This window comes from Acidovorax sp. KKS102 (assembly GCF_000302535.1).
In the GTDB taxonomy this organism is placed as follows: Bacteria; Pseudomonadota; Gammaproteobacteria; order Burkholderiales; family Burkholderiaceae_C; genus Acidovorax.
The window spans coordinates 5,073,163-5,093,727 of record NC_018708.1; the positions used below are offsets into that span (position 1 = coordinate 5,073,163).

Consider the following 20,565-nt stretch of genomic DNA (forward strand, 5'->3'; position numbering starts at 1 on the left):
CGGCATCATGCGGCCTCGTCGCTTGGCCCGATCTTTTTGCACGGACGCAGCCCCCATGACCTCACCACCCCGCCGCTTTGCCAATACGCACCCTGACGTGGTGATCGGCAACTTCCCCTGGTACGAAATGGTCTGGCGCTCGCTGCGCGGCGATTTCAAGCCCCGCAGCGAACCGGCGGGTGGCTACGCGGCCTTTGCCCGGCAATGGACGCAGCCCGTGGACCCTGCCCGCCTAGCGCAGCGCCAGCAGGCGCCCGTGATCACCTGGCTGGGCCATGTCTCCATGCTGCTGCAGGTGGCGGGCCTCAACGTGCTGATCGACCCCACGCTGTGCGGTTTTGCGGGCCCCCTGGGCCGCTTTGGCGCCCCGCGCCGGGTGCCCGTGCCCCTGGCGCCCGAGGACCTGCCGCCCATCGATGTGGTGCTGATCTCGCACAACCACTACGACCACCTGTGCTACGGCACCTTGCGCCGCCTGCGCGACGCGGGCCAGTCGCCCCGCTTTGTGGTGCCGCTGGGGCTGGCCGACTGGTTCACACAGCGGGGCATGGGCCCCGTCACCGCGCTGAACTGGTGGGAGCACGCCGACATCGCCCCCGGCGTGCGCGTGGTGTTCACACCGTCGCAGCACTGGAGCCGCCGCACCCCGTGGGATACGAATGCCTCGCTGTGGGGTGGGTACCTGCTGGAATGGGCGCGCCCGCAGGCGGCTGCGCCCTGGCGCTTTCTGTTCCCGGGCGACACGGGCTACAGCGACGACTTCAAGGCCATCCGCCAGCGCCTGGGGCCGGTGGACTTTCTGGCCCTGCCCATCGGCGCCTACCTGCCCCGCGACTTCATGAAGCCCATGCACGTGAACCCCGAGGACGCCGTGCAGCTGATGCTGGATGTGGAGGCCAGGCAAGCCATGGGCGTGCACTGGGGCACGTTCATGCTGACGCAGGAGGCCTTCGACCACCCGCCGCGCGACCTGGCCACCGCACTGGCGCAGCGGGGCCTGCCGCTGGACCGCGTCTGGCTCCTGCGGCAGGGCGAGACGCGCGCCATCCCGTTGCCATAGCGCTGCACCCGGGTGGGCGCAGCAACCGTGCTCACGCCACGCGTTGCACCGACATCAGGGCCATGTACAAAAAGCCCCGGTCCATGGGCACTCGGTACACCCCCTGGGCGCCCAGCACCTGCGCGGCCACGCCCGACAGCTCCCAGCCATCGACGGCATCGCCCTTCCACAGCGGCACCGTGAGGTGCAGAAAGCCCTGGGCTTCGCCCCACTCCCGCACGGCCGCGATGCGCGACACCACCGGGGTTTCGTTGTGGAAATTGGCCCAGGCCCACAGCCAGGTGCCACTGGCCTCCGACACCGATCCGATGAACTCGATGTCGGCCACCACCCGGGGCACCCCTCCGGCCGAAAAGGTCAAAGTGCCGGCGGACTGGTCGTAGTCCCAGCGCTCAAAGCTGGCGATGCCGTAGTCCTGCTCCAGCGCGCGCTGCTTGTCCCGCAGCGCGTGGTGGCCCTGCGTCACCGCCTCGATCCAGGCGGCTTGGGTGTCGCCATCCAGCGCCTCCACACTGCGCGCCATGGCGTCCTGGTAGCAGTGGTGGCACAGGATCTGGAGGTCCAGGCAGTCCGCGTTGTGTTCGTTCCACTCGCCGCCCGTCTTGAGCAGCTCGGCATTGCAGCTGGCGCACCATGCGTCCGGGTAGGGGGTGTCGGGCGAGGGCGCATCGCAAAACCAGCGCTGCACCGGGTGGCGGCACAGATGACCACACACGTAGGTGGGCGCGGCGTCGCCGTGCTCGCCGCAATGGATGGACGTTGGCTCTTCATTCATGGTGGCCATGTGCAAAAGGGCGTCAGCCGCAGGCACGCAGCGTCTTGCCCGCCATGGCCGTGCGCAGCACATCCAGCTGGGCACGCAAGGCGTCGTTCACGGCGGGCAGGCGCAGCGTGAAGCCGGGGGCTTCGGCGCGCTCCTGGATCACGCGGGCGGTGCGCACGCCCTTGGTGCCCAGGTTGGTCAGCTCGCGCTCGGCCGCCTCCTTGGAGGCAAAACGGCCCAGCGACAGGCCCAGTTCAAGCGTGCCCCCGGCGCGGTCATGGTCCACCTTGCGGGCGCGCAGCTCGGCGCGTTTGCGGTCCAGGGTTTCGATATCGTCAAACCGCCCCATGTAGACCATCCAGCGGCCTGGGATGGGCGTGGGCTCCAGCATCCAGCTGCCGGCGGGCAACCCGGCAGCCGCTGTGCGCAGCGCCTCGGCCTGGCGGTCGTCAAACACGCCGGCCTGCAGGCACTCCGCAGAGTCTGCCGGGGCCGAGGCGGCCGGTGTGGTGGGGGGGGCGGGGGAGTCGTTGGCGGCGGTGGCCTGGGAGGGGGAAGTGGGGGTGGACGTGGAACCGGGAGGCGCAGCGGAGGAGGTCTTGCTGGGGTTGACCTTTAGGATCTGCAGCGTCTCGGGCCGGATCTGCTGGTTCATGCGCTGGGGTTCCGACTGCTCCTGCGGCGCGTAGCCCAACTGGCGCAGCAGGCCCTGTGACCACGCGTAATAGCCCGCGTTGGCCAGGAGCAGCACGATCACGGCAAGACGGAGCATGGGGCGCGGCCTTTCAAGAACACTCGCATCGGAAGGAAAAGCGGGCTCACACCGGTGGCACCGCTGTCGGCCGCACGCTGATTTCGGAGCTGGTGATGGCCTGCATGCCACCCGCCGTGTGCACCAGCAGCGCCCCGTCATCACCCACGCCATGCGCGGTGCCCGTGTGGCCGTCGCTCAGCGTCACGGCGCGGCCCTGCAGCACATCGCGCGCCGCAAAGCGGGGCTGCATGGGCGCAAAGCCATAGCCCGCAAACGACTGCAGCATGGCCACCAGCGGCGGCACGATGCGTTGCAGCGCGGTGGGCGCGTCCAGGCCCGGTTCCACCTCCTGCAGGCTGCCGGGGGGCATGCTCATGCCCTCGGGGCTGCGGGGCAGCACGTTGATGCCGATGCCTACCACCACATAGCGCGCGGTGCTGGTGTTCGTCTGCGGGGCAACGGCCTGGGGCGCCACAAAACTCGCGGTCTCCACCAGAATGCCGCCCAGCTTGCGGTCGCCCGCCGCACCGCCCAGCCAGAGGTCGTTGGGCCACTTGAGTCCCACGCGAGCCGGCTGGTTCGCGCCCAGCGGTGGCAGCACGGGCTGCAGGCTCTCGGCCACGCTCACCCCCACGGCGAGCGACAGGCCAGACCAATCCTGGGGTGCCAGCGGCAAGCCCAAGGACATCATCAGAGAAGCCCCCACATCGCTTTGCCATACCCGCCCCAGCCGCCCGCGCCCGGCGGTCTGCTGCTCGGCCACCAGCAGGGTGGGCTCGCACTGGCCGTTGCGCGCACGGCGCATCAGCTCGGTGTTGGTGGAGTCGATGGTGGGCAGCACCTCCACAGTGAAGCCCGGCAGCAGCGGGGATACCGCCTCCCAGATGGCCTCGGCGGGCCAGCGGATCGGGGATGTGGCGCTCACTGGCTGCGGCCTCGCGGCTTGGCCTTCTGGGGAGCCTTGGCGGCCTTCTTCGCCTTGGCAGAAGACGGCTTGGACTGTGGCAGCGGCACCGGCGGTGCCCAGCCGCGCTTGGGCGCCAGCAGCGTGCCCCGGCAGTTGGGGCTGCCGCACCAGCAGGGGTACTCGGCCTTGAGCTTGGGGGTGTAGCGCTCTTCGATGATTAGGCCGTAGTCGTAGTTCAGCTCTTCGCCCGCCTTGATGTTGCGCAGCGCGGTGATGAAAATGCGGCCGTCGCGCTCGTCGGCGTAGCAGTTGGGGTTGCAGCTGTGGTTGATCCAGCGCGACGAATTGCCGCCGAACTTTGCGTCGATCACATGGTCTTCATCCACATGGAAGTAGAACGTGTGGTTGGGCTGCAAGGGGTCGTGCGGGTGCCGGTCCTGCGCTTCCTGCCAGCCGATCACTTCACCCGTGTATTCAACAAGGACTTCGCCCTCTGCAATATCCTGCACGGCAAAAACGCCCTTGCCGTGCACGCCCGAGCGCCGGGTCTGGATGCGACGCCCCTGCGCAGGGGTCGGGGTTGCAGGCGGTGCGGTGCGGGGCATGGCAAAAACTCTGTTAACTTGAATATGCACACATGCGCGTGCGCGTGTACGCGTGAGGCAACGGATTGTAGAAGCGACCGGCCGGATGCCGGACAGCCAGACTGGCGAGAAACCAAAAAATGACCAAGACCCTGGTAATTGCAGAAAAACCCTCGGTGGCGCAAGACATCGTGCGCGCACTGACCCCCGTGGCGGGCAAGTTCGAGAAGCACGAAGACCACTTCGAGAACGACCGCTATGTCGTCACCAGCGCCGTGGGCCACCTGGTGGAGATCCAGGCCCCCGAGCAGTTTGACGTCAAGCGCGGCAAGTGGAGCTTTGCGCACCTGCCCGTGATCCCGCCGTACTTTGACCTGAAGCCCGTGGACAAGACCAAGAGCCGCCTGAACGCGGTGGTCAAGCAGGCCAAGCGCAAGGACGTGACCGAACTCATCAACGCCTGTGACGCGGGCCGTGAGGGGGAACTGATCTTCCGCCTGATCGAGCAGTACGCTGGAGGCAGCAAACCGTTGGGCAAACCCGTCAAACGCCTGTGGCTGCAGTCCATGACGCCCCAGGCCATCCGCGACGGCTTTGATGCGCTGCGCAGCGAGCAGCAGATGGCAGGCCTCGCCAGTGCGGCCCGCAGCCGCTCCGAGGCCGACTGGCTGGTGGGCATCAACGGCACGCGCGCCATGACGGCGTTCAACTCGCGCGACGGTGGCTTCTTCTTGACCACCGTGGGCCGGGTGCAGACGCCCACGCTGTCGCTGGTGGTGGAGCGCGAGGAAAAGATCCGCAAGTTCATCAGCCGCGACTACTGGGAAATCCACGCCACCTTCGGCGCCCAGGCGGGCGAGTACCCCGCCAAGTGGTTCGACCCCAAGTGGAAAAAAGGCGAGGACGTGGAAGCCCGCGCCGACCGCGTATGGTCGGCCGCTGAAGCGCAAGCCATTGCCAACGCCGTGCGCGGCAAACAGGCCACCGTCACCGAAGAGAGCAAGCCCACCACCCAGGCATCGCCCCTGCTGTTTGACCTGACCAGCCTGCAGCGCGAGGCCAACGGCAAGTTCGGCTTTTCTGCCAAGACCACGCTCGCCCTGGCGCAAAGCCTGTACGAGCGCCACAAGGCCCTGACCTACCCGCGTACCGATTCGCGCGCGCTGCCCGAAGACTATTTGCCCGTGGCCAAGCAAACTTTTGAAATGCTGGCCGACAGCGGCATGCGCCACCTGGCGCCGCACGCGCTCACCGCGCTGAACAACAACTACATCCGCCCATCCAAGCGCATCTTCGACAACAGCAAGGTGAGTGACCACTTTGCGATCATCCCCACCACGCAAGCCCCGTCGGGCTTGAGCGAGGCTGAGCAAAAGCTGTACGACCTGGTCGTGCGCCGCTTCATGGCCGTGTTCTTCCCGAGTGCCGAATACACCGTCACCACCCGCATCAGCACCGTGGCCCCGCACAGCTTCAAGACCGAAGGCAAGGTGCTGGTCAAGCCGGGCTGGCTGGCCATCTACGGCAAGGAAGCCGCCGACGAAGTCGAAGGCGGCAAGGACGGCGACAAGGGCCAGAACTTGGTGCCTGTGAAGCCCGGTGAAATGGTCAACACCCTGCAGGTCGATCCCAAGGGCCTCAAGACCAAGCCGCCCGCCCGCTACTCCGAAGCCACGCTGCTCGGCGCCATGGAAAGCGCCGGCAAGCAGATCGACGACGACGAGCTGCGCGAAGCCATGCAGGAAAAGGGCCTGGGCACGCCTGCCACGCGCGCGGCCATCATCGAAGGCTTGCTGACTGAAAAGTACATGCTGCGCGAAGGCCGCGAGATCATCCCCACGGCCAAGGCCTTCCAGCTCATGACGCTGCTGCGCGGGCTGGAGGTGGAAGAGCTCTGCCGTGCCGAACTCACGGGCGAGTGGGAGTACAAGCTCTCGCAGATGGAGAAGGGCCAACTCAGCCGCGAAGCCTTCATGCAAGAGATTGCCGCCATGACCGAGCGCATGGTGAAGAAGGCCAAGGAATACGACCGCGACACCATCCCCGGCGACTACGCCACGCTTGAATCCCCTTGCCCCAACTGCGGTGGCGTGGTGAAGGAAAACTACCGCAGGTATGCCTGCGTGGGCAAGCCGGGCGCAGAAGGTTGTGGCTTCAGCTTTGGCAAGTCGCCCGCCGGCCGCACGTTTGAAACGGCCGAGGCCGAACAGCTGCTGCGCGACAAGAAGATCGGCCCGCTGGAGGGCTTCCGCTCCAAGGCGGGCTGGCCGTTCACGTCCGAAATCGTCATCAAGTACGACGACGAGGCGCACAACTACAAGCTCGAATTCGACTTTGGCGATGACAAGAACGCCGAGGAATCCGGCGAGCTGGTGGAGTTTGAAGACGCATCGCTGGGTGCCTGCCCCATCTGCGGATCGGAAGTGCACGAGCACGGCAGCAACTACGTGTGCAGCAAGGCCGTGCCCACGGCCGCCCAGCCCACGCCCAGCTGCACCTTCAAGAGCGGAAAGATCATCCTGCAGCAGCCCGTGGAACGCGAGCAGATGCACAAGCTGCTGGAGACAGGCAAGACCGACCTGCTCGACAAGTTCGTCAGCATGCGCACGCGCCGCAACTTCAAGGCCCACCTGGCGTGGGACAAGGAGGCGGGCAAGGTCAACTTTGAATTTGCGCCCAGCAAGTTCCCACCTCGCCCAGGAGCCGCTGCAAAAACAATAGCAGCCAAGGCAAAAGCCACTAGCGCTACTGCCAAAAAAGCCCCTGCAAAGAAGGCCGCAACCAAAACCGCTGCCGCCAAAGCCCCGCGCAAGGCCGCCGCAGGCAAGGCCCCCAGCGCCGCCCTGGCCGCAGTGATTGGCAACGAGCCGGTGGCGCGCCCCGAGGCCGTCAAGAAGATGTGGGAATACATCAAGGCCCACAACCTGCAGGACCCCAAGGACAAGCGCACCATCGTCGCCGACGACAAGCTGCGCGCCGTGTTCGGCAAGGACAGCGCAGGCATGTTCGAGCTGGCCGGCATTCTGGGCAACCACCTGGGCGGCGAATGATGAAGCCGCTGAACAGGGCACCTACCGCGTCGATGGCAGGCAGCGTCTGCCGCACTTCGCTGGTGGCCATCGCGGTTGCCGCTGCGCTGGGGGGTTGCACCACCACAGGCTCCGCGCGCTCCAGCGACCCGGCCAGCCAGCAGCAGCCCCAGGGCGCGAGCGGCGTGACCGTGTTTGGTGACATCGACGTGAACGTGACGCGCGAGCGCACACGCTGACAAGCCTTTTCCAGCGCTCTCACCGCATCCGTATGCGCAGCCGCACTGAACGCACCGTCCTCACCGCCATCGCGGTCGTGGTGGTTGCTGCCGCCGCCGCTGCGTGGTGGACGCGCGATAGCTGGCTGCCCCACGCAGGGCCGTGGTCCGAGCAGATGTGGAAAAAGATCACCCGCCCGGGCCCCGACACCCTGCCGCCCGACAAGCGGCCCGCCCAGGCGCAGCCCGCGCGCAGCGGCACGTCCACGCCCGCCGCGCCGCAGCCACGCAAGTGCGTGCAACACGGCCGCACTACCTACACCGACCAGCCTTGCCCCAAGGGGGCCCAGGAGCAGCCGGTGGACGGCGCCGTCACCTCGCTCCCCAGCGCGCAATAGTTTCACGGCGGGCGCCTGCGGGCATGTCGCTTTTTTCCTAGCTCTCCACAGGGCGCTGGGATTCAATCAGTGCATTGATCACCTTCCAAGGCCTTTCTCTGTGAGAGGTCGACCGCAACGATGCACGACCACCGGTACCTTCGCACCTTTTTTCTTCTGCTGGCTCTTGTCGGCCTCGCCGTCCCCTGGTATTTCAATGCGGTGTATTTCCTGGCGGGGGGCAGCGTGATGCCAGGCGTTTTCTGGCGCGATGCCTTTGCCAACCCGCTGACCACGGCCATCACCCTGGATGTGTACTTGGCGGCTGGGGCCTTCACCGCCTGGGTTGCCGCAGACCGAGCCCTGGGCGCGTGGCGCTGGGCCTGCATCGCCGCCTGCTGGGGCCTGGGCCTGGCGTTCGCCATGCCGCTGTACTTGGCTCAGCGCCTGCGGGCAGATTCCTGATCGCTTTGGAGGTGTGCCAGCGCCTGCTGCGCCTGCACACCCACCTTCAAGGGCCATTGCGCACTGACAGGGGTGCGCGCGCCTTGCACCAAAGCCTGCAACGGATGGCCCGCCAGCCTGCGCACATCGCGCCCCATGTGCGACTGGTCGTAATAGCCTTCGTCGGCCGCTAGCTCTGCCACTGAAACAGCACTGCCTGGCGTGTCAAGCGCATGCCCCAGCGCGCTGTTCATGCGCGCAATCACCTCAAATTGCTTGGGCGCCATGCCCCAGTGCGCCACAAAGCGCCGTGCGAATTGCCGCTGGCCCAGGCCCATGCGATGGCCCATCGCAGCCAGCAAGGCCAGCCCCTGCAGCCGTCGCGATTCACAGGGCGACGGCGGTGCAAAGTTTTGCCGGACAAACTGGCACAACACCTCCAGCCGCGCGCCATCATCCGCCGCGCCCCTCACAGCGCATACGACTTCGGCCCACCTCGGGCCTGCCAAATCCGCCATCGGGCGCAAAGTGTTGACCTGCCCGAGCGCGGCGGCAAACAGCGCCGCCGCGGCCCCGGGTTGCAGCACCAGCACCACTGCTTGCACAGGCCCGCCGTGCTCGTACACGGTGGGCGTGGTGCTGGCGCTGATCCATGCCGAAGGTGGCACCAGCGCGCCCCGGCAATGCACCTGCCCCGCCAACCGCACCACCAGCATGCTCGACACCATCGCCGGGAAATGCGACTGCGCCAGCGTCGCAGGGGTATCAACCACCACCGCAGCCATCAGCCACGGTTGCAGATCAGGGGGAACGGGCACGAAACGCTGCATGGCCAGATTCTGCACACTGCGACAGCCAGTGGCCGAACCAGCCACCCGTGCGACATGTGCCTGACGCACCGCCGGTCTATCCTTGGTGGCTCAGCACCCCACCCACCCATCGCATCTCCGTACCACGCACCATGCAGCAAGCGCACACTCCCACCCGATCCCTCCCTCTCGCAGGCGCCACCAACTTCCGTGATCTCGGCGGCTATGTGGGCCATGGTGGGCAGGCCGTGAAATGGCGCCGCATCTTCCGCTCCGACCACCTGGCAGGCCTGACGCCCGAAGACCAGGCCCTGCTGGCCGACCTGGGCGTCGCCCGCGCGGTGGACTTTCGCGGCCAGGCCGAAAGCGCCGCCTATGCCTACACGCTGCCCGGTGTGCAGTACCACCCGCTGCACATCGAACCCACGGTGGTGCAGCGTGCGCTGGAGCTACAGCGCACCGGCCGCCAGCTCACCGCCCAAGACGCCGTGGGCCTGATGCAGGACACCTACCGGGGTTTTGTGCACGACAACGCCCCGCGTTTTGCCGAGCTGTTCCGCCTGCTGCTGGCCAGCGATGCGCCCACGGTGTTTCACTGCACCGCAGGCAAGGACCGCACCGGCTTTGCCGCCGCCCTCATCCTGCTGACGCTGGGCGTGCCGCGCGATGTGGTGATGCACGACTACCTGCTGACCAACGCGCTGTACCAGCGCCCACCCGGCATGGGCAGCCACGCGCCGGAAGAAGTGCTGCGCGTGCTGTGGCGTGTGCAGGAAGAGTTTCTGGACGCCGCCCTGCACATGGTGGACAACGACTTTGGCGGGCTGCAGGCGTATCTGGTGGACGTGCTGGGTGTTGACGCTGCCGCGCAGAAGGAACTGGCAGGGCGGTATCTGCAGACGGCCTAAATCGCTGATGGTGCCCGCCGGCGGCGCCTGCCCGGCTTACCCCGCGCTGTGCTGCGGCCGCACTGTCACAGAGCGCTGTTGGCGCACGTGCCAGAACAGCCAGCCCACGATCGACAGGTTCAGCAGGTTCCACGCCATGCCGTTCAAAAATGCCGCGCGGTAGCTGCCCGTCAGGTCAAAGATCCAGCCCGACATCCAGCCCCCCAGCGCCATGCCGATCAGCGTGGCCATGATCACCGCGCCCACCCGCGCGCCCGCCTCTTGCGGCGCGAAATACTCGCGGATGATGATGGCGTAGGCGGGCACGATGCCGCCTTGGAACAGCCCGAACATGGCCGAGATGACATACAGCGGCACCAGCCCGTCAAATGGCAAAAACAGCGCCAGCCCCACGCCCTGCAACGCCGAGCCCAGCAGCAGCGTGCGCACGCCGCCAATGCGGTCGCAGATCACGCCCGACACCAGGCGGCTGACGATGCCGCACGCCAGCATCAGCGACAGCATCTCGGCCCCGCGCGCCGCACCAAAACCCAGGTCGGTGCAATACGCCACGATGTGCACCTGCGGCATCGCCATGGCCACGCAGCAGGCCACACCCGCCACACACAGCAGCAGCTGCGCATGCAATGGACGCAGGCCAAACGGGCGGCTGCGGTCGAGCGACAGCGCTGCAGGCGCCACACCGGCTGACGCACCCTGCGTCGATGCAGCGGGTGCAGCCGGTGCAGGGACTGCATCCATCTGCACCATGGGTGCGCGCTGGCGCATGCGCAGTGCCAGCAGCAGCATGCCCACGCCACACACCAGGCCCAGCAGCACATAGGTGTGGCGCCAGCCGATCAGCTCGATGCCGTGCTGCACGATGGGCGGCCACAGCGCGCCCGCAATGTAGTTGCCGCTGGCGCAGATCGCCACCGCAATGCCGCGCCGCTTGTTCCACCACAGCGCGGTGTCGGCCATCAGCGGCGCAAATGTGGCCGAGCTGCCAATCAGCCCCATCAGTCCGTGCGCCAGCCCAAACCCCCAGATGCTGCCCGACAGCCCAGCCCACACAAACCCGCCACACACGGCCACCGCGCCCACGCACAGCACCGGCATCAGCCCATGCCGGTCGGCCATGCGCCCCGTCCAGATGCCGCCCAGCCCCAGGCACACCATCATCAGCGTGTAGGGCAGCGACGCATCGGCACGGCCCACGCCAAACTCAGCCTGCACGGCGGGCAGCACCACCGACACCACATACATACTGCTGTTGCCCAGCACCACCAGGCCCAGCGTGGTCAGCAGGCGCCACGCGGCCTGGCGGGAGTCGATGAGGGAAGCAGGTGCCGCTGCGCTAGCGGCGGCGGTTGTGGCTGGGGAGGGGTGGGGCATTGAAGCAATTTACCCGAACCAGTGTCCGGCCTGGGCACGACGTACGCTTCTGCAGACAGGCACCGTTCTGCGCCGACCCCACGGGTTGCCGGGCACCCGGCCGGGCCTGGAACAAGCAGAGGACGCCGGACCTCACACCCGCACCGACTTCCCCGTCGCATAAAACTGCCCACCCGCCACGTAGTGCAACGTGCGCAAGTCATCCGGCGCGGTGTCGAACTCCCAGTGCCCGTTACGGAACACACGGTCGTCGGCCCAGGCGGCCACCACTTCGCTGATGAAGAGGTCGTAGGCCTGCTGGTTGTGGGGCTCGGGGACCACGCGGCACAGCAGCCAGGCGGCGCAGCCTTGCACCAGCGGGGGTGTGGTCTGCGCAGGTTGACCGGGGGCTTCAAAAAACGCCACGCCATGGCGCTGCAGCTTGTCGGGCGTGGTCTTGGCGGTGTCGGTGCCCAGGGCAACGGTCAGCGCTGCCAGGGGCACGGTGGGCAGCTGCAGTGCAAAGAAGCCGCTGGCCTCCACCAGCTCGCGCGTGCGCGTCGCCTTGTCGAGCACCACGGTGACCTTGGGCGGCGCAAAGTCCAGTGCGCAGGCCCACGATGCGGCCATGACGTTGTGCTGGCCTGCATGGGTGGCCGACACCAGCACGACGGGGCCGTGGTTGAGCAGGCGGTAGGCCTTGTCGAGGGGCACCGGGGTGAAGTGGGGCGGGGAGGCAGTGGGCAGCATGGGGTGTGATGGCTTGTTCAAAGGGCGATACGAGGGGTATGAGATGGAGCGCGGAAGCTATTGGCGCTGAGGATGTTTGCTATAAATTAGATAGCTATTCAGGCATGTTGTACTAGCGCTATGGCGCATTTTTGCCTCAAAACGGCTTCCATGCAGCCTGTGTGGACGCCCGGGGGCCACAGAGGCTGCCGCCAAAAGGCGCCCCAGCCAGAGTGCCGCACAGGGGCTTGTGGCACGCCCCTGTGATGGCGATAGCCACCCGCTAACATGCCACCGCCAACCGTTGGCCACAACCCGCCCCTTGAGGGGCTTACAGGAGACGATGAATGTTCAGTCATGTGATGGTCGGTGTGAACGACCTGGAGCGGTCCAAGAAGTTTTATGACGCGCTGCTGGGCACGCTGGGTGTACCGCCCGGGGTGGCCAACAAGAACCGCTACTTCTATCGCGGCCCCACCGGTACCTTCGGCATCACCACCCCCATCAACGGCGAGCCCGCCACCTTTGCCAACGGCGGCACCATCGGTTTTGCCATGCAGTCGCCCGAGCAGGCCGACGCCTTTCATGCCGCTGGCGTGGCCAACGGCGGCGTTACCTGCGAAGACCCACCCGGCTGGCGCGAAGGCCCCGGCGGCAAGCTGTACCTGGCGTACCTGCGCGACCCGGACGGCAACAAGATCTGCGCCCTGCACCGCCCGGCCAAGGCCTGATCAGCGGGAAGGGCCGCCACAGCAACGCCGGTGGCGCTGCAGCCAGCGCTGGGCGGCCTGCACAGCTTGGCAGGCCGCAGCGGCCATGGCCCCGGTGACGGCCAGCATGACCAGGATGTGAACACCCAGCGCAGCCAACGCCAGCAGCAAGGGGGTGGAGAGCCCCGCCACCCGCTGGAGCCGCCCCACCGGCTGCGCCATCGCCCCCGCACAGCGGTGCCAGCGCAGGCACCAGCGCCAGCCCGGCACCGTGCACCATGGCCACCCCAAAGGACCAGGCTGCCATGCCCACGGGCCCGGCCGGCTTGCGCAGGCGATGCCACACCGCCGCCAGCAAATGCGCGCGAGCGAGCACCACCATGCCAGGCACCCGGCCGGGTGCGGGATACTCTGGCGCTTTGCTGCTTTCTCCGCCACAAGGACCGTCCATTGAAATCCGCCAGTGCCACTACCTTCGACGAGGCCTATTACCAGCGCTTCTATTTCGACAAGAAAACCAGCGTGGTGGACCCGCAGCACATGGAGCGCCTGGGCACCTTCGTGTGCAGCTACCTCAAATACCTGCGTGTGCCGGTGAATCGCGTACTGGACGTGGGCTGCGGCATCGGGCTGTGGAGGGACATCATGGCGCAGCACTTTCCCGCCGCCAGTTACCAGGGCGTGGAGTTCAGTCCCTACCTGTGCGAGCGCTTTGGCTGGCAGCAGGGCTCGGTGGTGGACTATGCGGCAAGGGAGCCGTTCGACTTTGTGATCTGCCAGGGGGTGCTGCCCTACCTGAGCCCGCCCGACCTGAAGGCCGCCCTGCACAACCTGGGCCGCCTGAGCCGGGGCGCGCTGTACATCGAAGCTGTCTCGCGCGAGGACTACGAGCGCGACATCATCGACGAAGACATCACCGACAACCGCGTGTTCCGCCACCGAGCCGACCTCTACCGGCGCGGGCTGCAAGAGGGCGCCATCGAGCTGGGCGGCGGCGTGTGGCTCAGCCGCAAGGCGGAGGTGCCGCTGTTTGCGCTGGAGCAGGCAGGCGGCCAGTGAACGACTCCACGCCCCCGGCCCCCCATGCGGTAGCCCGCCTGCGCGCCGAGCGCCTGGCCCGCAGTGCCAAGCCCTTTCTGGCCCGCGGCGGCCCCAAGGGTGAGCGCTGCGCGGGCTGCCGCCTGGTGCCCAGCCACTGCATCTGTGCGCTGCGCCCCAAGCTGCCCACCCGCGCGGGCATGTGCCTGCTGATGGCGGACATCGAGCCCCTCAAGCCCAGCAACACCGGCTGGCTGATTGCCGATGTGGTGGCCGACACCTATGCCTTTGGCTGGGCGCGCACCGAGGTGCACCCCGACCTGCTGGCACTGCTGTCCGACCCGCAATGGCAGCCGTATGTGGTGTTCCCCGGCGAGTTCGTGGCGCCCGAGCGCGTGGTCACGCAGGTGGCGATGGTCGAGGGCAAACGCCCGCTGTTCGTGCTGCTCGACGCCACCTGGCCCGAGGCGCGCAAGATGTTCCGCAAGAGCCCTTACCTCAACCACCTGCCCGTGCTGAGCCTGCAGCCCGAGCAGCTCTCGCGCTACCACCTGCGCCGGTCCACGCGCATGGACCACTTCTGCACCTCCGAGGTCGGCGCGCTGTGCCTGGAGCTGGCGGGCGAGCTGCAAGCCGCACAGGCGCTGGAGGCGTACCTGGACGTGTTCACGCACCACTATCTGCAGGCCAAGCACCAGTTGCCGGTGGCGGCGGACGATACGACGCACCTGCGGCTGCGTAGCGTTCTGCAGGGGGAGGCGACATGACGCAGGCATGGCAGATCCGCCCTTTTTGTGTGGGTGACGAGGCGGCCCTGCGCAAGGTGTTCCATGCTTCGGTGCACGGGTTGGCACACCCCTTTTACACGCCCGCGCAGCTGCAGGCCTGGGCACCTGCCGACTACGACATCCAGGCCTGGTCCGAGCGCATGCGCACCAACCGGCCCTGGGTCGCAGAGACTGCCGACGGTGCCATCGCGGGCTTTGCAGACCTGCAGTCGGACGGCACCATCGACATGTTTTTTGTGGCTCCTGCCTTTGCGCGCCAAGGAGTCGCCAGGGCGCTGATGGACCGCCTGCATGCCCAGGCATCACAGCAGGGGTTGCTGCACCTGAAGGCCTATGTGAGCCTAGCGGCCGAACCCTTCTTTACTGCCCAGGGTTTTGTCGTGGAAGAACGCCAGGCGGTAGAGCGCGCAGGCATCGTGCTGCACAACGCGCGCATGGGCAAGTCGCTGAGCTAGCGGCAATTTGCTACGCATTTGATAGCTATTTGTGCTTATTCTCTCTGCGCTTGCTAGCAATTCTGCTGTCCATCGCACCCAGAGCACACCCCAACAGACCGCTATTGCCTTACAGTAGCCGCCCCACCGCCCCCTCCCACAGACCCTCTTCACGGCCAGCCCGGCCGCCCCACACCATGACCAAAGACCTGGCCCGCCAACGCGAACTGCAACCCATGGCCCTGTGCGAGCCCTGCCAGGGCATCCAGCGCAACTGGCGCAAGGCGCCCGGCCACGCCGAGCTGGTGCAGCGCGGCAACCGCAAGGAAGACCGTGACGACGGCACCGTCACCATCACCCGCTACGTGTGCGACCGCTGCGGCACCGCGTGGGAGTACGAGAACGACAAGAACAACCAGCGGGCGGGCTGGTCGGTGGTGGGGCGCTGAGCGCAATCTGCGCCGGGGCACCTTTTCGCGGCCTCGAAGTCACACCGGTTTTTTTGCCGGAGAACGCCCATGCTGCATCGCAGACGATTCCTGACCGCTACGACCCGTGGCCTCGCCCTGGGCGGCGCGGCAGTGCTGGCGGCGCGGGGCGCACAGGCCCAGCCCAGCTACACCGTGCCCCTGGCGCAGCTGCAGTCCATGGTGGACCCCAAATTTCCCCGCAGCGTGCCGGTGCAGGGCCTGTTCAACCTGACCGTGCAGACGCCGCACTTGCGCCTGCTGCCCGAGGTGAACCGCTTGGGCGCGGCCATGGCGCTCGACGTGGCAGGCCCGGCTTTGCGGCGCAGCTACCCAGGCAGCCTGGATGTGGAATTTGCGCTGCGCTACGAGGCCAGCGACCGCACGTTGCGCGCCCACCAGATCCAGCTGGGCCGCATGGAGTTTCCCGGCCTGCGCCCGGCGGTGAACGAGCTGCTCAATGCCTACGGCCCACAGCTGGCCGAGCAGTCGCTGCGCGAGGTCACGCTGCACCAGCTGCGCCCGCAAGACACGGCGGTGTTCGACGGCTTGGGCCTGCAGCCCGGGCCCATCACCGTGACGGCCAAGGGGCTGACCGTGGCGTTTGTGAGCAAGGCGCCCTGAGCGCCTGCCCTGGGCGCCCGCGCGCTCAGGCGGGCGATTTGTTCAGATACGGCGCCAGATACCGCCCCGTGTGGCTGGCAGGGTTGGCAGCCAGCTCTTCTGGGGTACCCACACCCACCACGGTGCCACCGCCCGCGCCGCCTTCCGGCCCCATGTCGATGAGCCAGTCTGCCGTTTTGATCACGTCAAGGTTGTGCTCGATGATCACGATGGTGTTACCCGCATCGCGCAACTGGTGCAGCACCTTCAGCAGCAGGTCGATGTCCGCAAAGTGCAGCCCGGTGGTGGGCTCGTCCAGGATGTAAAGCGTGCGGCCGGTGTCGCGCTTGCTCAGCTCCTGCGCCAGCTTCACGCGCTGCGCCTCCCCGCCCGACAGCGTGGTGGCCGCCTGGCCCAGGCGGATGTAGCTCAGGCCCACATCCAGCAAGGTCTGCAGCTTGCGCGCGATGGTGGGCACGTCCTGGAAGAAGGCCGCAGCGTCTTCCACCGTCAGCTCCAGAATCTGCGCAATGTTCTTGCCCTTCCACAGCACTTCCAGCGTCTCGCGGTTGTAGCGCTGGCCGTGGCAGATGTCGCAGGGCACGTACACGTCGGGCAAGAAATGCATCTCCACCTTTACCACCCCGTCGCCCTGGCAGGCCTCGCAGCGGCCGCCGCCCGAAGACTGCGACACGTTGAAGGAAAAGCGCCCCGGCCCATAGCCGCGCTCCTTGGCGGTATTGGTCTCGGCCATCAGCTCGCGGATGGGGGTGAACAGGCCTGTGTAGGTGGCGGGGTTGCTGCGCGGCGTGCGGCCAATGGGGCTCTGGTCTACGTTGATGACCTTGTCGAAATACTCGATGCCCACGATCTCTTCGTGCTCGGCCGGCTCTTCGTGCGCACGGTGTACCTGCCGTGCAACGGCGGCATACAGCGTGTCGTTGACCAGCGTGCTCTTGCCCGAGCCTGAGACGCCCGTCACGCAGGTGAGCAGGCCCACGGGGAAGTCCACCGTCACCCCCTTGAGGTTGTTGCCCGTGGCGCCCACCACGCGCAGCGCCTGCACGGCGCCCTGGCGCGCATGGTGCTCGGCCATGCGTTCGGCACGGCGCTTGCTGGCTTCGGTCTGCGGAAAGCGCGACTTGGCCTTGGCCTCCACCACGGGCGCAGGCTGGTCCAGCACCGGCAGCCAGGGCGTGCGGCGCTTGGGCACGGCAATCGTGCGCGTGCCCGACAGGTACTGGCCGGTGAGCGACTGCGCATTGGCAAGCACTTCGTCGTACGTGCCCTGCGCCATCACCCGCCCGCCGTGCACGCCCGCGCCGGGGCCCATGTCGATCACATGGTCGGCGGCGCGCATCATGTCCTCGTCGTGCTCCACCACGATCACGCTGTTGCCGATGTCGCGCAGGTGCTGCAGCGTGGCAATCAGCCGGTCGTTGTCGCGCTGGTGCAGGCCGATGCTGGGCTCGTCGAGCACGTACATCACCCCCGTCAGGCCCGAGCCGATTTGCGACGCGAGGCGAATGCGCTGCGCCTCCCCGCCCGAGAGCGTTTCGGCGCTGCGGTCCAGGCTCAGGTAGCTCAGGCCCACATCGTTCAAGAACTGCAAGCGCGTGGCGATCTCGCGCACCACCTTGTCAGCAATCTCGGCCTTGGCGCCGGTGAGCTTCAGCGCGTGGAACCACGCATGGGCATCGCTCAGCGTGGCATGGCTCACCTCGTAGATGGCGCGGGCTTGCTCGCCTTCGCCCACCTTCACATGGCGGGCCTCGCGGCGCAGGCGCACACCGTGGCATTCGGGGCAGGGCTGGGTGCTGCGAAAGCGCGCCAGGTCTTCGCGCACCACCACCGAATCGGTCTCGCGGTAGCGGCGGGCCATGTTGGGGATGATGCCCTCGAAGGGGTGCTTCTTGGTGACCGTCTTGCCCTTTTGCGCACCACTGTCGAGGATGTAGCTGAAGGCAATCTCCTCCTCGCCCGAGCCATGCAGGATGGCGTGCTGCACCGGCGCGGGCAGTGACTCAAACGGCGCCTCGATATCGAAGGTGTAGTGCCGCGCCAGGCTCTCCAGCATCGCAAAGTAGTAGCCATTGCGCCGGTCCCAGCCCTTGATGGCCCCGCTGGCCAGGCTGAGGGACGGGAAGGCCACAACACGCGCCGGGTCGAACACCTCGCGCTGGCCAATGCCGTCGCACGCCGGGCAGGCGCCCATCGGCGAGTTGAACGAGAACAGGCGCGGCTCCAGCTCGGCCAACGAATAGCTGCACACCGGGCACGCGAATTTGCTGCTGAACAGATGCTCCTGCCCCGTGTCCATCTCCAGTGCCAGAACGCGGCCATTGCCCTCGTTGCCACCTACGCGCAAGGCCGCCTCAATGCTCTCGGCCAGGCGCTGCTGCAGGTCGGCCCGCACCTTCACGCGGTCGATCACCACGTCAATGTCGTGCTTCTCGGTTTTCTTGAGCTGCGGCAGGTTCTCGTGTTCGTAAATCTGCCCGTCCAAGCGAAAGCGGATGTAGCCCAGCGCCTGCATCTGCGCAAACAGTTCGGTGAACTCGCCCTTCTTCTCGCGCGCCACGGGCGCGAGGATCATCAGCTTGGTGTCCTCGGGCAGCGCCAGCACGGCGTCCACCATCTGGCTCACCGTCTGCGCTGCCAGCGGCAGGCCGTGGTCGGGGCAAAACGGCGTGCCTGCGCGGGCATAGAGCAGGCGCAGGTAGTCGTGAATCTCCGTCACCGTGCCCACGGTGGAGCGCGGGTTGTGGCTGGTGGCCTTTTGCTCGATGGAAATCGCCGGCGACAGGCCCTCGATCAGGTCCACATCGGGCTTGTCCAGCCGCCCTAGAAACTGCCGCGCATAGGCAGACAGGCTCTCCACATACCGCCGCTGCCCCTCGGCATACAGCGTGTCAAACGCCAGGCTCGACTTGCCCGAACCCGACAGCCCCGTGATCACCACCAGCTGGTTGCGCGGGATGTCCAGGTCGATGTTCTTGAGGTTGTGCGTGCGCGCGCCACGGATGCTGATGCACTGCTCGCGCAGGGCGCGGGCGAGGTAGACACCATCGGCGGATCGGTCGTCGGCAACAGGGGGAGGGGTCACGGGCGGGCTCTGTGCAGGAAAACCCACCATGATAGGACACCCAAGCTTTCTCGCGCAGCCCTCCTGCATTACCCTCCACGGTGGCACCGACTCACTGCAGGCCACGCTTTGATGGCCTCTGAGCAGCCGCCCAGCCAATCGGCGAAAATCCTGGTTTTGCTTCTTCGGGCCTTAGCGCACCACCGTGCCGGATTCTTCTTCCCTGTCAGCCACCGCCGCCTCCCGGCCAACCACCCCCAGTAGCCAGATGACCCCACTGGAGCGCCGCTCCAGCGTCAGCCTGGCGCTGATCTTTGCGCTGCGCATGCTGGGCCTGTTCCTGGTGCTGCCCGTGTTTGCCCTGGAGGCGCGCAAGTACCCCGGCGGGGACGACCCGGCTTTGGTGGGGCTGGCCATGGGCATCTATGGCCTCACGCAGGCGGTCCTGCAGCTGCCGCTGGGCATCGCGTCTGACCGCTTCGGGCGCAAGCGGGTGATCGTGCTCGGTCTGCTTGTTTTTGCGGGCGGCAGCCTGCTGGCCGCGCTGGCGGACTCTTTGACCGGGCTGCTGGTGGGCCGGGCGCTGCAGGGTGCCGGCGCAGTCTCGGCTGCTGTGACGGCGCTGCTGGCCGACCAGACCCGCGACAGCGTGCGCACCAAGGCCATGGCGCTGGTGGGCGGCAGCATCGGGCTGATGTTTGCTGTGGCGTTGGTGGCTGCCCCGGTGTTGGCCGCCCATATCGGCCTGTCGGGGCTGTTTGGCCTGACCTGTGCGCTGGCCCTGGCCGGTGTGGCGGTGGTGGTGTGGTGGGTGCCGCCGGAGCCGCTGCAGCACCAAAACGCCCCCCGGGGCCGCCTGGCCGATGTGTGGGGCCACCCCGATCTGCTGCGCCTGAACCTGGGCGTGTTTGTGCTGCACACCGTGCAGTTGTCCATGTGGGTGGCTGTGCCGGCCATGCTGGTGCAGGCGGGACTCACGAAGGACCACCACTGGCAGGTGTACCTGCCCGCCGTGGTGCTGTCGTTTGCCGCCATGGGGGGGCTGTTTGGGCTGGAACGCGCGGGCCGCCTGCGCGCTGCCCTGCTCGGTGCCATCGCCCTGGTGCTGGTGGTACAGGCCGGGCTGGGCCTGTTGGCAGCCAGCGGCATGGCGGCCACGCTGTGGGTGCTGGGGCCGCTGCTGTTCGTCTTTTTCTGCGGATTCAATGCGCTGGAGGCCAGCCAGCCCAGCTTGGTATCGCGCATGGCGCCGGCTCATCTGCGCGGCGCGGCGCTGGGCAGTTACAACACCCTGCAGTCGCTGGGCCTGTTTGCGGGCGGTGCGTTGGGTGGTGCGCTGGTCAAGTGGGCAGGTGCTCCGGGCCTGTTTGCGGTGACCACGGCGCTCACAGCCCTGTGGCTGGTGCTGACCTGGCCGCTGCGGCCCGTGGGGCGCGGCGGGCACTGAACGGCAGACCCTGCCGTCCCGCACGGGCTGCCATTGCCCCCGGGGTTGCGGCACAATG

At 67.3% G+C, this 20,565-nt stretch carries 22 protein-coding genes; 13 read left to right on the forward strand and 9 right to left on the reverse strand.

Features of this window, described 5'->3' with window-relative positions; all coding sequences use genetic code 11:
* Positions 1-55: 55 nt before the first annotated feature.
* On the forward strand, positions 56-1,060 hold the full coding sequence (locus C380_RS23320; protein WP_015016305.1) for an MBL fold metallo-hydrolase: 1,005 nt from the start codon (positions 56-58) through the stop codon (positions 1,058-1,060).
* 31 nt (positions 1,061-1,091) lie between these two features.
* Here the strand turns inward: C380_RS23320 and C380_RS23325 are convergent, their stop codons facing one another.
* The 4 genes from C380_RS23325 to C380_RS23340 are packed head-to-tail and all read right to left on the reverse strand — an operon-like array spanning position 1,092 to position 4,089.
* Complete coding sequence (locus C380_RS23325; RefSeq protein WP_051022759.1) at positions 1,092-1,835, reverse strand: DUF6882 domain-containing protein; 744 nt, start codon at positions 1,833-1,835, stop codon at positions 1,092-1,094.
* Positions 1,836-1,857: 22 nt separating this feature from the next.
* Positions 1,858-2,595 (reverse strand): hypothetical protein, encoded by a 738-nt coding sequence (locus C380_RS23330; RefSeq protein ID WP_015016307.1) that lies wholly within the window; start codon positions 2,593-2,595, stop codon positions 1,858-1,860.
* Between the two features lie 46 nt (positions 2,596-2,641).
* Positions 2,642-3,502: a biotin--[acetyl-CoA-carboxylase] ligase gene (locus C380_RS23335; RefSeq protein ID WP_015016308.1), complete on the reverse strand. Its 861-nt coding sequence runs from the start codon at positions 3,500-3,502 to the stop codon at positions 2,642-2,644.
* Complete coding sequence (locus tag C380_RS23340; RefSeq protein WP_015016309.1) at positions 3,499-4,089, reverse strand: SET domain-containing protein; 591 nt, start codon at positions 4,087-4,089, stop codon at positions 3,499-3,501. Before C380_RS23340 ends, C380_RS23335 begins: the two co-directional genes overlap by 4 nt.
* A gap of 119 nt (positions 4,090-4,208) precedes the next feature.
* Between C380_RS23340 and C380_RS23345 the strand changes: the two genes are divergently transcribed.
* The 4 genes from C380_RS23345 (at position 4,209) to C380_RS23360 (ending at position 8,157) form a co-directional block, all read left to right on the forward strand.
* Positions 4,209-7,118: a DNA topoisomerase III gene (locus C380_RS23345; RefSeq protein WP_015016310.1), complete on the forward strand. Its 2,910-nt coding sequence runs from the start codon at positions 4,209-4,211 to the stop codon at positions 7,116-7,118.
* Positions 7,115-7,336: a hypothetical protein gene (locus C380_RS23350; protein ID WP_148280010.1), complete on the forward strand. Its 222-nt coding sequence runs from the start codon at positions 7,115-7,117 to the stop codon at positions 7,334-7,336. Before C380_RS23345 ends, C380_RS23350 begins: the two co-directional genes overlap by 4 nt.
* 32 nt (positions 7,337-7,368) lie before the next feature.
* Positions 7,369-7,713 carry a DUF4124 domain-containing protein gene (locus tag C380_RS23355; protein WP_015016312.1) on the forward strand — a complete coding sequence of 115 codons (345 nt, stop codon included), beginning with the start codon at positions 7,369-7,371 and terminating at the stop codon, positions 7,711-7,713.
* Between the two features lie 120 nt (positions 7,714-7,833).
* Positions 7,834-8,157: a DUF2834 domain-containing protein gene (locus C380_RS23360; RefSeq protein WP_015016313.1), complete on the forward strand. Its 324-nt coding sequence runs from the start codon at positions 7,834-7,836 to the stop codon at positions 8,155-8,157.
* Here the strand turns inward: C380_RS23360 and C380_RS24150 are convergent.
* Complete coding sequence (locus tag C380_RS24150; protein WP_015016314.1) at positions 8,133-8,966, reverse strand: helix-turn-helix domain-containing protein; 834 nt, start codon at positions 8,964-8,966, stop codon at positions 8,133-8,135. The genes C380_RS23360 and C380_RS24150 overlap by 25 nt on opposite strands.
* A 131-nt stretch (positions 8,967-9,097) precedes the next feature.
* Here C380_RS24150 and C380_RS23370 point away from each other — a divergent pair, with 131 nt between their 5' ends.
* Positions 9,098-9,853 (forward strand): tyrosine-protein phosphatase, encoded by a 756-nt coding sequence (locus C380_RS23370; RefSeq protein ID WP_015016315.1) that lies wholly within the window; start codon positions 9,098-9,100, stop codon positions 9,851-9,853.
* A 36-nt stretch (positions 9,854-9,889) separates the two neighbouring features.
* On the opposite strand, the gene C380_RS23375 is transcribed toward C380_RS23370, so the two are convergent.
* Both C380_RS23375 and C380_RS23380 read right to left on the reverse strand, forming a co-directional pair.
* Positions 9,890-11,227 (reverse strand): MFS transporter, encoded by a 1,338-nt coding sequence (locus C380_RS23375; RefSeq protein ID WP_015016316.1) that lies wholly within the window; start codon positions 11,225-11,227, stop codon positions 9,890-9,892.
* A gap of 132 nt (positions 11,228-11,359) precedes the next feature.
* Complete coding sequence (locus C380_RS23380) at positions 11,360-11,956, reverse strand: flavin reductase family protein (RefSeq protein ID WP_015016317.1); 597 nt, start codon at positions 11,954-11,956, stop codon at positions 11,360-11,362.
* Positions 11,957-12,282: 326 nt separating this feature from the next.
* Here C380_RS23380 and C380_RS23385 point away from each other — a divergent pair, with 326 nt between their 5' ends.
* Positions 12,283-12,666, forward strand: coding sequence for a VOC family protein (locus tag C380_RS23385; RefSeq protein WP_015016318.1), 384 nt, complete (start codon positions 12,283-12,285; stop codon positions 12,664-12,666).
* Here the strand turns inward: C380_RS23385 and C380_RS24155 are convergent, their stop codons facing one another.
* On the reverse strand, positions 12,667-12,936 hold the full coding sequence (locus C380_RS24155) for a hypothetical protein (protein WP_148280011.1): 270 nt from the start codon (positions 12,934-12,936) through the stop codon (positions 12,667-12,669).
* 159 nt (positions 12,937-13,095) lie between these two features.
* Here C380_RS24155 and C380_RS23395 point away from each other — a divergent pair, with 159 nt between their 5' ends.
* The 5 genes from C380_RS23395 to C380_RS23415 all read left to right on the forward strand — a co-directional run bounded on the left by C380_RS23395 (position 13,096) and on the right by C380_RS23415 (position 15,996).
* On the forward strand, positions 13,096-13,704 hold the full coding sequence (locus C380_RS23395) for a class I SAM-dependent methyltransferase (RefSeq protein ID WP_015016320.1): 609 nt from the start codon (positions 13,096-13,098) through the stop codon (positions 13,702-13,704).
* Positions 13,701-14,450 (forward strand): tRNA-uridine aminocarboxypropyltransferase, encoded by a 750-nt coding sequence (locus C380_RS23400; protein ID WP_015016321.1) that lies wholly within the window; start codon positions 13,701-13,703, stop codon positions 14,448-14,450. The genes C380_RS23395 and C380_RS23400 overlap by 4 nt, the downstream gene beginning before the upstream one ends.
* Entirely contained in the window at positions 14,447-14,926 is a 480-nt protein-coding gene (locus C380_RS23405) for a GNAT family N-acetyltransferase (protein WP_015016322.1), read from the forward strand. The genes C380_RS23400 and C380_RS23405 overlap by 4 nt, the downstream gene beginning before the upstream one ends.
* A gap of 176 nt (positions 14,927-15,102) precedes the next feature.
* Complete coding sequence (locus tag C380_RS23410; RefSeq protein ID WP_015016323.1) at positions 15,103-15,354, forward strand: hypothetical protein; 252 nt, start codon at positions 15,103-15,105, stop codon at positions 15,352-15,354.
* A 69-nt stretch (positions 15,355-15,423) separates the two neighbouring features.
* Positions 15,424-15,996, forward strand: a complete 573-nt coding sequence (locus C380_RS23415; RefSeq protein WP_015016324.1) for a hypothetical protein — start codon at positions 15,424-15,426, stop codon at positions 15,994-15,996.
* Positions 15,997-16,021: 25 nt separating this feature from the next.
* Here C380_RS23415 and uvrA read toward each other — a convergent pair whose 3' ends face one another.
* The gene (uvrA, locus tag C380_RS23420; RefSeq protein WP_015016325.1) at positions 16,022-19,111 is read right to left on the reverse strand and encodes an excinuclease ABC subunit UvrA; all 3,090 of its coding nucleotides are present in this window, start codon (positions 19,109-19,111) and stop codon (positions 16,022-16,024) included.
* A gap of 217 nt (positions 19,112-19,328) precedes the next feature.
* Between uvrA and C380_RS23425 the strand changes: the two genes are divergently transcribed.
* Entirely contained in the window at positions 19,329-20,507 is a 1,179-nt protein-coding gene (locus C380_RS23425) for an MFS transporter (protein ID WP_015016326.1), read from the forward strand.
* The last annotated feature ends 58 nt before the right edge of the window (positions 20,508-20,565 follow it).